This is a genomic window from Bradyrhizobium sp. SUTN9-2 (genome assembly GCF_003122645.1).
GTDB classification, from domain to species: Bacteria; Pseudomonadota; Alphaproteobacteria; order Rhizobiales; family Xanthobacteraceae; genus Bradyrhizobium; species Bradyrhizobium yuanmingense.
This window is the reverse complement of sequence record NZ_LAXE01000001.1, coordinates 6310797-6324511: the sequence shown is the minus strand read 5'-3', so window position 1 is coordinate 6324511 and position 13715 is coordinate 6310797. Positions and strand designations below refer to the sequence as shown.

At 64.8% G+C, this 13715-nt stretch carries 15 protein-coding genes; 6 read left to right on the top strand and 9 right to left on the bottom strand.

All coding sequences use genetic code 11. The annotated features are described in order from the left end of the window. Positions 1-50 precede the first annotated feature (50 nt). Positions 51-1292 (bottom strand): MFS transporter, encoded by a 1242-nt coding sequence (locus XF30_RS29245; RefSeq protein ID WP_109144591.1) that lies wholly within the window; start codon positions 1290-1292, stop codon positions 51-53. Between the two features lie 344 nt (positions 1293-1636). On the opposite strand from XF30_RS29245, the gene XF30_RS29240 reads away from it, so the two are divergent. Further along, on the top strand, positions 1637-1861 hold the full coding sequence (locus XF30_RS29240) for a DUF3606 domain-containing protein (protein WP_036004230.1): 225 nt from the start codon (positions 1637-1639) through the stop codon (positions 1859-1861). Positions 1862-2033: 172 nt separating this feature from the next. Continuing rightward, entirely contained in the window at positions 2034-2216 is a 183-nt protein-coding gene (locus XF30_RS29235) for a hypothetical protein (RefSeq protein ID WP_036037914.1), read from the top strand. A gap of 113 nt (positions 2217-2329) precedes the next feature. Here the strand turns inward: XF30_RS29235 and XF30_RS29230 are convergent, their stop codons facing one another. Both XF30_RS29230 and XF30_RS29225 read right to left on the bottom strand, forming a co-directional pair. Continuing rightward, positions 2330-2599: an HGGxSTG domain-containing protein gene (locus XF30_RS29230; protein WP_036026046.1), complete on the bottom strand. Its 270-nt coding sequence runs from the start codon at positions 2597-2599 to the stop codon at positions 2330-2332. Then, positions 2596-3240 carry a hypothetical protein gene (locus XF30_RS29225; protein ID WP_244609040.1) on the bottom strand — a complete coding sequence of 215 codons (645 nt, stop codon included), beginning with the start codon at positions 3238-3240 and terminating at the stop codon, positions 2596-2598. The genes XF30_RS29230 and XF30_RS29225 overlap by 4 nt, the downstream gene beginning before the upstream one ends. 429 nt (positions 3241-3669) lie before the next feature. Between XF30_RS29225 and XF30_RS29220 the strand changes: the two genes are divergently transcribed. Further along, positions 3670-4653 (top strand): Bug family tripartite tricarboxylate transporter substrate binding protein, encoded by a 984-nt coding sequence (locus XF30_RS29220; protein ID WP_109144590.1) that lies wholly within the window; start codon positions 3670-3672, stop codon positions 4651-4653. An 11-nt stretch (positions 4654-4664) separates the two neighbouring features. On the opposite strand, the gene XF30_RS29215 is transcribed toward XF30_RS29220, so the two are convergent. Then, positions 4665-5123: an NUDIX hydrolase gene (locus tag XF30_RS29215; protein WP_109144589.1), complete on the bottom strand. Its 459-nt coding sequence runs from the start codon at positions 5121-5123 to the stop codon at positions 4665-4667. Between the two features lie 106 nt (positions 5124-5229). On the opposite strand from XF30_RS29215, the gene XF30_RS29210 reads away from it, so the two are divergent. Then, the gene (locus XF30_RS29210; RefSeq protein WP_109144588.1) at positions 5230-6294 is read left to right on the top strand and encodes a DUF1236 domain-containing protein; all 1065 of its coding nucleotides are present in this window, start codon (positions 5230-5232) and stop codon (positions 6292-6294) included. 43 nt (positions 6295-6337) lie between these two features. Here XF30_RS29210 and XF30_RS29205 read toward each other — a convergent pair whose 3' ends face one another. Further along, positions 6338-7300, bottom strand: coding sequence for a lytic transglycosylase domain-containing protein (locus XF30_RS29205; RefSeq protein ID WP_074447519.1), 963 nt, complete (start codon positions 7298-7300; stop codon positions 6338-6340). 177 nt (positions 7301-7477) lie between these two features. Here XF30_RS29205 and XF30_RS29200 point away from each other — a divergent pair, with 177 nt between their 5' ends. Then, positions 7478-8515 (top strand): L,D-transpeptidase family protein, encoded by a 1038-nt coding sequence (locus XF30_RS29200; protein ID WP_502696144.1) that lies wholly within the window; start codon positions 7478-7480, stop codon positions 8513-8515. Here XF30_RS29200 and XF30_RS29195 read toward each other — a convergent pair. The 3 genes from XF30_RS29195 to XF30_RS29185 form a co-directional block, all read right to left on the bottom strand. Further along, the gene (locus tag XF30_RS29195; RefSeq protein WP_036004252.1) at positions 8512-8787 is read right to left on the bottom strand and encodes a hypothetical protein; all 276 of its coding nucleotides are present in this window, start codon (positions 8785-8787) and stop codon (positions 8512-8514) included. The genes XF30_RS29200 and XF30_RS29195 overlap by 4 nt on opposite strands. Before the next feature lie 76 nt (positions 8788-8863). Then, entirely contained in the window at positions 8864-9721 is an 858-nt protein-coding gene (locus tag XF30_RS29190) for a VOC family protein (RefSeq protein WP_109144586.1), read from the bottom strand. A gap of 143 nt (positions 9722-9864) precedes the next feature. Further along, a complete protein-coding gene (locus tag XF30_RS29185) occupies positions 9865-11055 on the bottom strand; it encodes a urate hydroxylase PuuD (protein ID WP_109145892.1) in 1191 nt (396 codons plus the stop codon). Between the two features lie 236 nt (positions 11056-11291). On the opposite strand from XF30_RS29185, the gene XF30_RS29180 reads away from it, so the two are divergent. Beyond that, positions 11292-12629, top strand: coding sequence for a PQQ-dependent sugar dehydrogenase (locus tag XF30_RS29180; protein WP_109145891.1), 1338 nt, complete (start codon positions 11292-11294; stop codon positions 12627-12629). Positions 12630-12786: 157 nt separating this feature from the next. Here XF30_RS29180 and XF30_RS29175 read toward each other — a convergent pair whose 3' ends face one another. Continuing rightward, entirely contained in the window at positions 12787-13587 is an 801-nt protein-coding gene (locus XF30_RS29175; protein WP_036037896.1) for an SDR family NAD(P)-dependent oxidoreductase, read from the bottom strand. Positions 13588-13715 lie beyond the last annotated feature (128 nt).

Sequence of the window (13715 nt, the reverse complement as noted above, 5' to 3'; positions counted from 1 at the left end):
ATGCGGATGGCGGCGCAGCATCTCCTGCGCTTCCGCATTTCGCAAGGGGCTCAGACGCGCTGCGTGTAGATCAAGAAAATCAGCACGCCGACCGCCAGTGCCGCCGCCATGAACAGCAGCACCGCCGGCAGCCCCGCGAGTGCGGCCACCGCGCCGGTGACGGATTGCATCAGCGCAGTGCCGAGAAAGAAGGCGAGATTGACGGCCGCAAGCGCCTTGCCGGCGACCTGCGCATCGACGAGTTGCCTGGACATGCCGAACAGCAGCGGCTGCGCCGAGGTGAAGAGCCCGATGAGCACGAACAATGCCAGATCGTAGGAGGGCGGCATGACGTTCACGCCGAACAGCCATGCAACGGCAAAGTGCGGCGCTCCCAGCGCCATCAGCGCGAGCAGTAGCGCCGCGATCGCATGCGTGCCGGCGACCAGCTCGCGGCGGCGGCCGAGCCTGCGGTCGATCATGCCGACGAGCAGCGGGCCTGCGATCATCGCCAGCGTGAACGCGCCGAGCTGGTTGCCGGCCTCGATCCGCGTCAGGCCCTTGATCTCCATCAGCCAGGGTCCTCCCCACAGGCCGCGCAGCACCAGCGTGCTCGCCAGCGACACCATCGCCAGCGCGATCACGCCGCGCAGCGGCCGTGACAGGCCGAGCCTGACCACATCGATCATCTGCGACAGCGGCGAGGACTCGTCCTTGTGCTCGGCCGGCTGGTGCGGCACCAGTACGAACACCGCCAGCGCGACGAGGATGCCGCCGATTGCGGAGACCCAGAACCCGGCGCGCCAGCCGTAAGTATCGATCACGAAAGCGAGCGGGCTCGCCGACAGCAGCATGCCGATATTGCCGATCGAGAGGATGGCGCCCGACCACAATCCGAATCGCGCCGCCGACAATTGCTTGGCTGCGAGCGTCATCGGGCACATCAGCATGCCCGAGGTGGCGACGCCGAGCAGCAGTTGCCCGACGGCGAAGCTCTCGGGCCCCGTCGCAAACCCCGAGGCCATCGCGCCGAACACGGTTCCCGCCAGCAGGGCGAGCGACACCGGCCGCACGCCGAATCGGTCCATCGCCGCGCCGACCGGGATCTGGGAGGCCGCAAATGCGAAGTGGTAGACCGACGTGAGGCTCGCCAGCGCCTGCGGCTCGATGTGGAAATCCGCCGCCATCAAATCGAGGCTCACCGCCGGAATGGTGCGCAGCAGGGTCGACAGCATGTGGCCGCAGGCGAGCGCGACCAGCGCGAAGATCAGCGCGCGGGTGGCGGTGCCCGCGTCGTCGTCGGCATTGGTCATGAGCGTCCCGTCCCGAGAAGGTTTTGGGGTGGGTTACAGGATTGAGGGGGCGGGTGCCAATGGCGGCAGCGCGCCCCCCTCATGCCGGAATGTGACCTCGGGCTGGTACTCGACCTCTCGAGCAATGCCATTGCCGAGAGGTTAGCCGCATTGCAACGCACCACCTTTGAGACGGCACGCAGCCTGGTAGGGAGTCATGGCGTTGCGCCGCGGGGATAAAGTGTTGTGGGCGTCTCCGCGGTGCGCGCGACGGTTGCATCAACTTCGCTCTTGGGAGCTTCCGTTGGCGAACGTAGGAACAAAGGAGACATCGTCTCTCTTACCTAGGTTAGGGAGACCTGATCATGCTGTCCTCGAGACCGCCACGGCCCATTCGCACGACGCTCGATCTTTCGAACGCTGAGCAGGTCAAGTCGGTCCGCAGGCGGCTTCGCATCTCCAATGCCGATCTGGTCAGGATCGTCGACAAGATCGGCAACTCTCTGGCGGCCATCGAGAAGGAAGTGGAGCTCGAAAAGCTGGCCGTTCAGCAAGGTAGTGCCAGGGACGCAGCGACGACCCTCGAATGAATCCAACCCATCACGTGGGAAAGGAGAATTGCGATGAACAGTCTGATCTACCTCATAGGGCTCATCGTTGTGATCGCCGTCATTCTTTCGTTCTTCGGCTTGCGATGACCCGCCACGGCCCGGCAGGCGACCGCCGCGCCGGTGAAGTCATTCTTAATGTCGCGTGCAGCAAATGGTTGATGCGCACCAGGTCAATACCATCATAGCGACGACGCTTTGTGCGTTCTTCGAGCGGCTTCCCGACGCTCAAATCGGCACTGAGGAAGCCAAGCTGCTGGCCAAGCAGATCACTGAAGCGCTGAACGCAGCTGGGCTGCAGATTGTCCCTGTGGCTCCGGCAAATACACGGCCCTAGTTCTATGGCTGCGGCACCGAGCTTTCTGGCTTAAGGCTCCATCAGAGCTTCGTTTTCTTGAGGTCATGTCTCGCGCCGGAATGGCGTCATCCGCGTCGCTCCTGGGCCGCAATCTATTTCAACTCGATCAGCAGCTTCCAAGCGTCCTCCAGCAAGGCCTTCATCCGGTGTCGCTCGGCGCGGGCGTCCGGTGTGCACATTCCATGTTGATATGCATTCCGGTTGCCCTTCGGAGCGCCCGATCTTGGCGCGCCGCCATGCATGCGGCAGCGGCGCTTGCCGTGCACGGCTGGCGCGCGGCACGCGAGACCGCGGCGCGTCTGCGCCCCGCAGCGCGGGCTCGACTGCATTGCATCGGTATGACGGATGTGATCGCCGGTCATACGCAGGCGCCACTCGTATGGACCTCGCGGCCTGCGCCCGTTTCTGCATTCGAAGTCGTCTCCATTGCGCCAACCTCCGCAATGATCATGCTGGCATGCTGCGTGACGTTGCCCACGATCGCCCGTCCGCCGTCCTGCACCGACAAATTCTGCACCGTGATCGCGCGCTCGTCGCTGTTGCGGTGGCGGTTCAGCGCTTCGACCTGGGCGGCGAAGGTGCGGGAGAGCCGGGTCAAGACGCGGGCGATGCCCTCCTGCTGCGTCAGATCGTCGGTGCAGGCGAGACGGCAGGCACAGCGCATCGCCGCCATGTGCACCGACACCATCTGGGAGACCAGCAAGGCCTCGATGGAATCCTTCGGCGCGATGCTCCTGATCGTCGAGATCATGAAGGCGAGATTGGCCTCATCCGGCTTCTGCCCGACCACGCTGGCCTTGACCAATTGCCTCAATATGCCGTGCATCGCGTCGCGGTCGGCGGCGCCGAGCGCCTCGGCCAGCAGCCGCTCGCCGGCCTGTGAGTCGGGATGGCGGATCGCAATGCGCCGCTTGTAGAGTTTTACGCGCGGGGTCGCGGCGGGGACGCTGCGATCGGATGCCGCGAGCGGCGAGGGGATGTGGCGTTCGAGAGCTGTCGTCATGGGCATGTGTCCTTTGAGCGCGCAAGCGCGAACGGCCGTTCGCCGCTGCGCGCGAATGCGGATTTCGGAATGTCGATGAAGGGTTTAGGCGCAACCGCGTCGGCACGGGTCCGGGCCGGCAGGCCGTGACGCTCGCGACTGTTGCGATGATGGCAGTATGCCACTGTTTTGCCCGACGCGAAAGAATTTATTTCGTAAATCCGAAAAATTTCCTCGGCCCTGCGCAAGCCTTTGTTCTGAAAGGGGCGGTCTACTGTGCATGGGGTTGTTTTCGCACTTTTGTTTTGGAAGCGGCACACACGTGCCGTGCGGCGGAATGCCGGCGGTCAAACGCGATTGCGAAATCCGGCACGGCCGCTATTCATGACTTCTACGGCGTCGCACCAACAAGCATGCACAAGCGGCGCCAAGAGGTCTGGGAGAGAACGAATGCAACGAACCGCCCGCCTGCTGGCAGTCATCGCAGCTCTATGCGCCTTGGCGCCGGCGACAGAGGCTCTCGCGCAGAAATATCCGTCGCGGCCGGTCAAGATCATGGTCGGCTTCAGTGCGGGCGGCCCGGTCGACGTCGTCGCGCGCATCATCGGCGATCGGCTCAGCAACAAGCTCGGCCAGCCCTTCGTGGTCGAGAACCGCGCCGGCGCCAACGGCATGATCGCGGCCGAAGCCGTCGCGCGCGCCGATGCGGACGGCTACACCATGCTCGCCTGCAACTCGTCGACGATCACGCTGAACAAGACGCTGTTCAAGGACATCCGCTACGATCCGCAAGTCGATTTTGCGTCGCTCACCACGGTGGTCTCGGCGCCGCTCGTCCTCGTCGTCAACCCCGAGAATCCCAAGACGGCGAACGTCAAGTCGGTGGCCGATCTCGTCGCTGCGGCCAAGGCCGCGCCCGGCGCGCTCGCCTACGGCTCCGGCGGCAACGGCAATCTCGCCCATCTCGCCATGGAGCTGCTCAGCCAGAAGGCCGGCATCAAGCTGATCCATGTGCCCTATCGCGGCGGCTCGGCCGCCGAGGTCGGCATTCTCGCGCAGGAGGTGCTGGCGGTGTTCGATCCGCTCTCCGCCGTGCCGCTGGTCAAGGCCGGCAAGCTGCGCGCGCTGGCGGTGTCCTCGGCCGAGCGGCTGCCGGCGCTGCCCGACGTGCCGACCGTGGCGGAAGCCGGCTATCCCGGATTCGACATCTCGTTCTGGGTCGGCTTCTTCATGCCGAAGGCAACACCCGCGCCGATCCTGGAAACCCTGCACCGGGAGATCGTCGCCGCCGCCAAGGATCCCTCGGCCGAGGAGAAGCTCGGCGCGCAAGGCGTCGTCAGCGTGCTCAGCCCGGCCGACTACGCCGCGAAGATCGCCAAGGAGACCAAGGAGCTCGCGGAGGTGGTCGCGGCCGCGAACATCAAGGCGGAATAGGGCGCGACGCGCTAGCCGCCGATCAGCAGCGTAAGCCGGTCGAGCAGCGGACGCTGCCCTGCATTGATCTTTTCCTGCGCCGCGTCGAGTGTGAACCATTCGGCGCGGTCGACTTCCGGAAAGGCCTGCCGCTTGCCGCTGCGCGGCGGCCATTCCATTTCGAACGTGTTGCTGCGAATGCTGCGCACGTCGAGATCGAGCTCGGCCGCGAAGGCGGTGACGAGCTTGCCCCCGCGCTGCCTGACCTGGCCGAGCGGGGTGAACGGCATGGAAAGCTCCTGTCCCAGCTCCTCGGCGAACTCCCGTCGCGCAGCGGCCTCTGCGTCATCTCCGTCCGCGTACTCGCCTTTCGGGATCGACCATGCGCCGAGATCCTTGTTGCGCCAGAACGGCCCTCCGGGATGGACCAGGAGCACCTCGATGTTCCCACGCTTGCGATAAGCGATGATCCCGGCACTCTTCGATGGCATTGCAGGTTCCGCAAAAAGAGCCGCGGCCTTCCCTCGGGAAAAAGTGGAACTGCGCGTCCTAGCGCAGGTTAGTAGCCAATGTTCATTTGATGAAAGGGAGTGAACCATGATCCGCCTGTTGGCAACCACCGCAATGGGGGTGGTGCTGGCGAGCGCCGCGTTTGCGCAATCGCCCAGCACGAATCCGCCGTCTCAGCAGACGCCGCAGTCCCAGTCGAACTCCACCGCGCCATCCACGACCTCGCCGTCGAGCGCGACCGACAAGCAGCAGACCACATCGCAACCGCAGCAATCCCCGTCGTCGGGAACGCCGGCCCAGACCACGCAGACCAATCCACCATCGTCCGGCTCCGGCACCGCCAATACGGGCTCGACTGCGCAGTCGCAGAGCGGGACGGCGAATTCCAATGCAGCCGGTAACCAGCCTGCAACGCAGCAGAGCGCCAACCCGCCAGCTGCGAACACCAACCAGGCACAGGACCGGTCCAATCCGCCGCCGGCCAGCAATCAAGCCCAGCAGGCACCGGCCGCATCTGGAACCAACCAGGCCCAGCAGGCACCGACTGCGCCGACGAGCAACCAGGCGGCCGCCCAGACCGACGTCAACCTCAACAAGCAGCAGGAGACCAAGATCAGCGCGTCGATCTCGCACCTCAACGTGCGGCCGCTGACCAACGTCAATTTCGCGCTGAACGTCGGCACGGTGGTGCCGCGCGACGTGCACCTCTCGACGCTGCCGCCCGACGTCGTCGAGATCGTGCCGCAATATCGCGGCTACAGCTTTGCGCTGGTGAAAGATCAGATCGTCGTGGTCGATCCGGCGACCTACAAGATCGTGACGGTGCTGCCGTATTCAGGCCAGTCCACGGCGACAACGACGACGACGCGCGAGCGTAGCGCCAGCAAGTTCTCGGATCGCGATCGCGAGGTGATCCGCAAGCATGCGAAAACCCGTACCGAGGGGCGCAAGGAAGTGCGGACCACCGGCAGCACGGCGCGCAGTGAGATCCGCGTCGGTGACCGTCTTCCCGAGAGCGTCGAGGTCGAGGAGTTCCCGACCACGGTCTACCGCGATGCGCCGGGCTTGCGTGAATATCGCTACATCCACCGCGACACCCGGACCTATGTCATCGAGCCGCGCGAGCGGCGGGTGATCGAGGAGATCGACTAGGTCGATTTAGGTCGGAGCCGCCGCAAGCGAGCGGCTCCGATCGTTAGCCTGACGTCCGTTCGCGCGATGCGAGACGAACGGCGCGAGCCTTCGCGCTCTTTCCGGCCGCGCGTGCCGCGATCATGCTGCGGGCCTTGCCGGGAGCCGTGACATTCTTCCGCAACAGTGTGGCGAGCCGCTTGCGGGCGCCCTTCGTCGTCACGCGCGCCGCGACTTGCTCCGCCTTGCGAATGATGTTCGCAACCGAAGGCGTCAGGTTCACCGGAACCCAGGCGACGTCCTTGGCCTTCGAAAGACTGCCGATGCCTTCGCATGGCGCTTCGCGCGGCAGGTCGATGCGGATCGCGAGTGCCTCCGACCGTTCGGTCCAGTCTTCGGCCTTGGTGCCGGTGATGATCCGGACATAGTCACGCGTTTCGCGCGGCAGCTCGCTCTGCCTGGCAAGCCATTTCTGGATGCGGCCGGGACCGGCATTGTAGGCCGCGGCAGCAAGGCCGAGATTGCCGAAATCGTCGCGCAGCTTGCGCAGGAATTTTGCCGACGCCGGCAGCGCCTTCATCGGATCGAAGGGATCGTCGAGCCCGACCTCGGCGGCCGTCCCCGGCATGAACTGCGCGACGCCCTGCGCGCCAGCATGGCTGACCTCGTTGGACTTGAAGCGGCTCTCCTGCCAGATCAGGCGCGCGAAGAACGGCACCGGAATGCCGCTGGATTCGGCGGCCTCGCGCAGCGCGTGACAAAATCGTTCGGTTGGCGAGGGCTCCGCCTGCACCAACGGCTCGACCGCGCGCGGTGGCTCGATCACCTGCTCGTAAGCCGCGTGCGCGTTGGCAAGCTCGATCGCTTGCACGCTGGCGACGAAGAGCTCGACCACCGGAACAAGTGACGAGGCATGATTGTTCTTGAGAACAGTGGTGTCGAAACGTGATGCTTGGCGGGATGCCGACGGATCGAGATCGCACATCAGAAGCAGAAACGCGGCGCAAGCCGCGACGACAAATCGCATTTGCTGGGAGAACCTCGAACTGTGGGATGAACGGCCAGCGATGCGCCGGCGATAGGAAGTTCTTAACCGTCCGATTGCGGCAAAGCTGCGGTCTCTCGGGTTCCTTCGGTGTTACTACGGTGTTCCCGAAGAGAAACTCTCCGCGGCTTTGCTGGCTGTTTGCGAATGGGATGCGCGATGACGATGCGATGGATACTAGACGCGGTGATGTCGCTGTGGCTCATCGCTCCGGCGCTCGCAGGCAATCTCGAGCCTGCTGCGGTGAACGAGGCTGCGCGTCCTGCGAAGCCGCCGGCCACCGACAAGCTGAATGCAGCCGTGGTGAAGCTTCAGGTGCTGCTCGATCGCGCGCAATTTTCGCCCGGCGAGATTGACGGCAAGCTCGGCGAGAACGCGCAGAAGGCGCTCAAGGCGTTCGCGGAGCAGAACGGCATCGCATCCGACAAGGTTGTGGCGCCGGAGCTCTGGGACAAGCTGACCGCGGCGAGCGAGGGCCCGATCCTCGTCGACTACAAGATCACCGACGCCGACGTGAAGGGACCGTTCTTAAAGAAGATGCCGGCCAAGCTCGATGACATGAAGTCGCTGGACGCGCTGAGCTACACCAGCCCGCTCGAAGGACTTGCCGAGAAATTCCACATGAGCGCGGATCTGCTCAAGGCACTCAATCCGGGCAAGACCTTCGACAAGGCCGGAGAGACGATCGTGGTTGCCAATGTTCCGGCGCGGCGCGAGCTGCCGCGCATTGCCCGGCTCGAAGTCGATAAGACCAACGGGACCTTGAAAGCGTTCGACGCAAGCGGCGCTCTGCTGGCGTTTTATCCGGCGTCAGTCGGCAGTCCTGATCGCCCGACGCCAACCGGAACGCTGAAGGTCACCGCCAGCCACGAGCTGCCGACCTACCGCTACAATCCCGACTACAAGTTCAAGAGCGTCAAGTCCAAGAGACCGTTCGACATCAAGCCGGGTCCGAACAATCCGGTGGGCGCATACTGGATCGGCCTGTCGGCGCAGGGCTACGGCATCCACGGAACGGCAGAGCCCGACAAGGTCAGCAAGTCGGCGTCGCACGGCTGCGTTCGGCTCACCAATTGGGACGCGCGTGTGCTCGGCGAGAACGTGAAGCGCGGCATGCCCGTCGTCTTCCTCGATGCGCCGACGGAATCCTCATCGAAGCGGCAGGGCACGCCCGCTGCGAAGCGTGCCGCGAACTAGTCCTTCGGAAAATCCTTGCGCATCGCGATCTCCGCGGCGTCGCCGGGCGACAGCACGTTTTGATCGAAGGCGGCCTGCGGCGTCGTCATGATGTCGTAGAGCGAGATGCCCTTGATCGGCTTGCCCATGAGCTCGCGGACGCATTCGGCGAGCGTGCCGTTGTAGACGAGATAGGGCGGCCCGCGATCCTTCTGCCGCTCGCCCTTCAGCGACGGCCATTTCTTCAGCTCGGCCGGCGCGTCATAGGCGATCGGCGATCCCTCTTTGAACATGCGTTTGGCCCCGGTGGCTTGATGGCCGGGAAGTCTACAGCCGCCGGGTAAACGCCCGTTAAAGAATTGGCTCAAATCAGCCGGCAATGAAGGCGAGCAGGGTGCCGTTGGCCTTGGCCGGCGGCACGCAGATCGCAGCTCCGCTCCGCACCGCGGCTGGCCCCAGCGCCTTCTCGGTCGCGGCGAGATCACCGCTGACCAGCACCAGCGCGGCGCCACCGCGCTCTGAGAGGCCATTCAGCGACACGCCGGGATAGCGCTTGGCGAGCTGGTCCAGCGTCAAATAGACGAAGTCGGCGCGATCGCCGCCGGAGGGCACGATGATGGCGCCGTCCGCGTCGGCCTTCGCCTCGCGGTCGATCAGGCGGGCGAGATGCGCGGCCTCCTTGGCGGGCTCTGGCGTTGCGATCAGCGTCTGCTTGATCCGCTTGGCCGCATTGGCGTGGGTCATCAGCTCGGGGATCCACACGGTCTCGCGGGTCTTGTGCTGGCAGGCGAAGATGCGCACGCCGCCCGGCGCTTCAGCCGTCGGCCACATGAAGGTGCGGAATTTCGCCGCCGAGATCGTGCCGTCTGGCAGCGTGACGGGGCGTTCGAAATCGGTCGGGCCGATCGGCTCCAGGCCTCGCGCACGGATCTCCTCGGCGCCGGCGGCGCTATCGACAGCGGTGAAAGCGATGCGCTCGATGCCCTCGCCATGCCGCTCGACGAAGGCGCGGGCCGGCGCGTTGTGCTCGGTTGCCACGAGCACGCCGAGCAGCTCCATGTAATCGGGGTCGAACATGATGGTGTAATTGCCGGTGCCCATATGCGCGCTGTGGGTGCCGCGCGGCGAGACCGTGAAGCCGAGTTGCCGATAATTCTCGGCAGCCTTGTCGAGGTCCTTCACCATGACGACGGCGTGGTCGATACCGATGACGTTCTTGAGGGCCACTGTTGTTATTCCCCGATTGCAAGCTGATTTTGCGCCGCGCCGGCGGCTGTCGGCCATGTCTACGCCGGATGGGCCGTCAAGTCATTTTCAATTCGGCGAGAGATGCGGAATTTCATTCCGCGCGATGCATCCTCCGACGCGCTTCAGCGCGCCTGCTCGAGGTAAGCCGCGAGGACGGCGCGCTCCTCGCCGGTCATCTCGGTGATGTTGCCGGGCGGCATGGAATTGGACCAGGCTGCAACCCGCCCGATCAGGCGAATGTTGCGATGGATGTGCTCGGGCGTGTCGAGCACAATGCCCTTCGGCGCGGTGACGATGCCGGCCCAGACCGGCTCGGCCGCGTGGCACATGCTGCAGCGGGACATCACGATCTCCTCGACATTGGCGGCCGTGACCGGCGCCGACAACGCGCCCGTCTTCACCTCGCGCGGTCCGGCGGCGGAGAGGAGGAGAATCGCAATCACGCCGGCCGCGGCCACGCCCCACACCCACCAGGGCGATTTGCGCCCGGCATGACGCTCGTTGAAGAAGTGGCGGATCACCGGCCCGAGCGCCAGGACGATCGCGACGATGATCCAGTTGAAGCGCGTGGCGTAGAGCAGGGGATAGTGGTTGCTGATCATCAGCACGACGACGGGAAGCGTCAGGTAATTGTTGTGGACCGAGCGTTCCTTGCTGGCCTTGCCGAGCTTGGGGTCAGGCGCCTGTCCGGCGATCAGGCTGGCCACGATCTTCTTCTGGTTCGGGATGATCAGCGTGAAGACGTTGGCCACCATGATGGTGCCGATGATCGCGCCGATCTGGTTGAAGGCGCCGCGTCCGCTCAGCACATGGGTGAAGGCGTAAGTGAGTGCGACCAGGAACAGATAGCCGCCGATGGCGAAGCGCAGTTCGCGCTGGGCGAGCCCGGTGCGGCAGGCGGCCTCATAGAGCAGCCACGCCAGCGCCAGGCTGCAGAAGCTGAACAGTCCGGCCTGGAATGATGTGAGGTCGAGGATCGACTTGTCGACCAGGAACAGGTCGGCCTCGAGATAATACACCACCACCATCAGCGCGAAGCCGGACAGCCAGGTCGTGTAGGCCTCCCATTTGAACCAGGTCAGCTCGTCCGGCATCTGGCTGGGCGCGACCAGGTATTTCATGATCCGGTAGAAGCCGCCGCCATGGACCTGCCAGGCCTCGCCCTGCACGCCGCCCGGCAGGTCGGCCTTCGGCTTCAGGCTGAGGTCGAGGGCGATGAAATAGAAGGAACTGCCGATCCAGGCGATTGCGGCCACCACGTGCAGCCAGCGCAGCAGCAGGCTCGCCCATTCCGATATGACGGATCCCCACATGATCTCCTCATCCGGCGCGACCTGGATGCCGCAGCCTCCATGACCGTAACCGGCGATCGCCGCCCTCACAATGTGTCGCACCGTTCAACCGCATTTTCCAGTATGATGGACTGCGGCTGATGCACATCGTGCGGGCATGAACTGACGTGGGATTCGGCAGGCGCCAAACTCGCCGAGAGACCTTTTGCGGGTGATCGGCGTTGACGCACGACACGCCCAAGGCGGAGGACGACGAATTGAGCGACAGGATAAGGTTCGTGGCGACGCTCGCAGCGCTGCTGGCTGCTGCTGCGGCCGGCGCACACGCCGAGCCCGTGTTGCAGGGCAAGGATGCCTATGGCGATTGGCTCGCCGACAAGCCCGGCACGGTCAGGCTGATCCGGCCGCAGGATCTGGTCAGGCCCGGCGCCACGCGATCGGTTGCGAGCTCGTCGCGCGTGGTGCCGCGTCCGCCGGAAGCCCAGCTCCAGGTGCCGGCCGGCTTCAAGATCGAGCTGTTCGCCGAAGGCCTGCGTGCGCCGCGCATCATCCGCGCGGCGCCGAATGGCGATGTGTTCGTCGCGGAAACACGCGCCGGCACCGTTCGGGTGCTGCGCGCGGGCGAGGGCGGCAAGGTCGCGACCAACGAGATCTTCGCCAGCGGCCTGCGGCAGCCGTTCGGCATCGCTTTCTTTCCGAACGGCGACAATCCGCAATGGTTCTATGTCGCCAACACCGACAGCGTCGTTCGCTTTCCCTACAAGGCCGGCGATGTGAAGGCGCGCGGCAAAGCGGAGACGGTTGTCGCAAGCCTGCCGGATGGGGGCCATTCCACCCGCGATATCGTCTTCACGCCCGACAACAAGCGTATGCTGGTGTCGGTGGGTTCGCTCAGCAACGTCGCCGAAGGCATGGGCACGCCGCCCGGCGGGATGGAGGCGTGGGCGAAGACGCAGCCGCTCGGCGCCACATGGGCCAGCGAGCTCGAGCGCGGCGCGGTGCTGGCCTTCAACCCTGACGGCAAGGAGCGAAAGATCCATGCCACCGGTATCCGCAACTGCGTCGGCCTCGCGATCCAGCCGCAGACCGGTCTGCCCTGGTGCTCGACCAATGAGCGCGACGGTCTCGGCGACGACCTCGTCCCCGATTACGTCACGAGCGTGAAGGAAGGCGCGTTCTACGGCTGGCCATGGTTCTATATCGGTGGCAATGAAGACCCGCGCCATGCCGGCGCGCGGCCGGATCTCAAGGACAAGGTGACGGTGCCCGATGTGCTGATCCAGCCGCACTCGGCCTCACTCGGCATGACCTTCTACCAGGGCGCGCAGTTTCCGCCCGAATACCAGGGCGACGCCTTCGCCGCCCAGCACGGCTCCTGGAATAGGTCGAAACGCACCGGCTACAAGGTGATCCGCATCCGCATGAAGGACGGCAAGCCGACCGGCGAGTACGAGGATTTCGTGACGGGGTTCGTCGTGAACGATACGGAAGTGTGGGGCAGGCCGGTGGGAGTGGCGGTGGCGAAGGATGGATCGCTGCTGATCTCGGAAGATGGCAACGGCACGATCTGGCGGGTGACAAGCGCGCCGCGGTGACGCTGCACCCTCTCCCCTTGTGGGAGAGGGTGGCTTCGCGAACGCGAAGCCGGGTGAGGGGTATCTATCGTCACGAGCAGTCTCAGGTGTAGAGAGAACCCCTCATCCGGCGCTTTGCGCCACCTTCTCCCACAAGGGGAGAAGGAAGAAGAGCACCTCATCCCCGTCTCACGCTCGCACCACCATCCACCGGCAGCGTCACACCGGTGATGAAATTCGCCTCATCGCTCGCCAGGAACAGCGCGGCGTTGGCGACGTCCCAGCCCGTACCCATCTTTCTGCGCAGCGGCACCTTGCTGTCGCGTTCGGCTTCGACCTCGGCGCGGGTCTTGTGCCATTCGCGGGCGCGGGTGTCGACGGCCATCGGCGTGTTCATTAGGCCGGGCAGGATGACGTTGGCGCGGATGCCGTATTCGGCGTTCTGGTAGGCGAGCTGTTCGGTGAAGGCGATCATCGCCGACTTCGTCGCCTTGTAGGCGACGTAAGGATAGGTGGTGATCGCGGCCATCGACGAGATGTTGATGATGGCGCCGCTTCTCTGCGCGCGCATGATCGGGATCACTTCCTTCGCGGCGAGGATGCAGCTCTTCAGATTGATGGCGACGACGCGATCGAATGCCTCCTCGGTTATTTGCAGCAGCTCGGCATCGCCACCGGCGAGGCTGACGCCGACATTGTTGTGCAGCACGTCGATACGTTCCCAGCGCGATTGCGCGTCCGCAACCATCGCCTTGATGTCCGCAGCCTTGGTCACGTCCGCCTTGAAGGCCGCCGCCGTGCCGCCTTTCGCGGTGATCATCGTGACCGTCTCCTGCGCCGATTCCAGATGGTGGTCGACACACAAGACCTTGGCGCCCTCGCGCGCGAAGGTGAGCGCGGTGGCGCGGCCGTTGCCCATGCCTTCGCCGGGGCTTTGCCCGGCTCCGACGACGATCGCGACCTTGTCCTTCAAGCGCATCTCGGTTCACTCCCGTCCTTGTCATTATTTTCGTGCAGACTAGCAATCGCGCTCCTGGGAGAGAAGAGCGCGCTTTCCGCGTTCATGTCATTGACATCGCACGGAATTGCATGTGGCAGCCGGTCCAT

Excerpts from the sequence above, each read along its gene's own strand:
- XF30_RS29195 (WP_036004252.1), bottom strand. The coding sequence starts at position 8,787 with ATGTTCAAAGAGGGATCGCCGATCGCCTATGACGCGCCGGCCGAGCTG.
- XF30_RS29225 (WP_244609040.1), bottom strand. The coding sequence starts at position 3,240 with ATGACGACAGCTCTCGAACGCCACATCCCCTCGCCGCTCGCGGCATCC.
- XF30_RS29230 (WP_036026046.1), bottom strand. The coding sequence starts at position 2,599 with ATGACCGGCGATCACATCCGTCATACCGATGCAATGCAGTCGAGCCCG.
- XF30_RS29205 (WP_074447519.1), bottom strand. The coding sequence starts at position 7,300 with ATGCGATTTGTCGTCGCGGCTTGCGCCGCGTTTCTGCTTCTGATGTGC.
- XF30_RS29210 (WP_109144588.1), top strand. The coding sequence starts at position 5,230 with ATGATCCGCCTGTTGGCAACCACCGCAATGGGGGTGGTGCTGGCGAGC.
- XF30_RS29245 (WP_109144591.1), bottom strand. The coding sequence starts at position 1,292 with ATGACCAATGCCGACGACGACGCGGGCACCGCCACCCGCGCGCTGATC.
- XF30_RS29200 (WP_502696144.1), top strand. The coding sequence starts at position 7,478 with ATGACGATGCGATGGATACTAGACGCGGTGATGTCGCTGTGGCTCATC.
- XF30_RS29175 (WP_036037896.1), bottom strand. The coding sequence starts at position 13,587 with ATGCGCTTGAAGGACAAGGTCGCGATCGTCGTCGGAGCCGGGCAAAGC.
- XF30_RS29220 (WP_109144590.1), top strand. The coding sequence starts at position 3,670 with ATGCAACGAACCGCCCGCCTGCTGGCAGTCATCGCAGCTCTATGCGCC.
- XF30_RS29185 (WP_109145892.1), bottom strand. The coding sequence starts at position 11,055 with ATGTGGGGATCCGTCATATCGGAATGGGCGAGCCTGCTGCTGCGCTGG.
- XF30_RS29240 (WP_036004230.1), top strand. The coding sequence starts at position 1,637 with ATGCTGTCCTCGAGACCGCCACGGCCCATTCGCACGACGCTCGATCTT.
- XF30_RS29235 (WP_036037914.1), top strand. The coding sequence starts at position 2,034 with ATGGTTGATGCGCACCAGGTCAATACCATCATAGCGACGACGCTTTGT.
- XF30_RS29215 (WP_109144589.1), bottom strand. The coding sequence starts at position 5,123 with ATGCCATCGAAGAGTGCCGGGATCATCGCTTATCGCAAGCGTGGGAAC.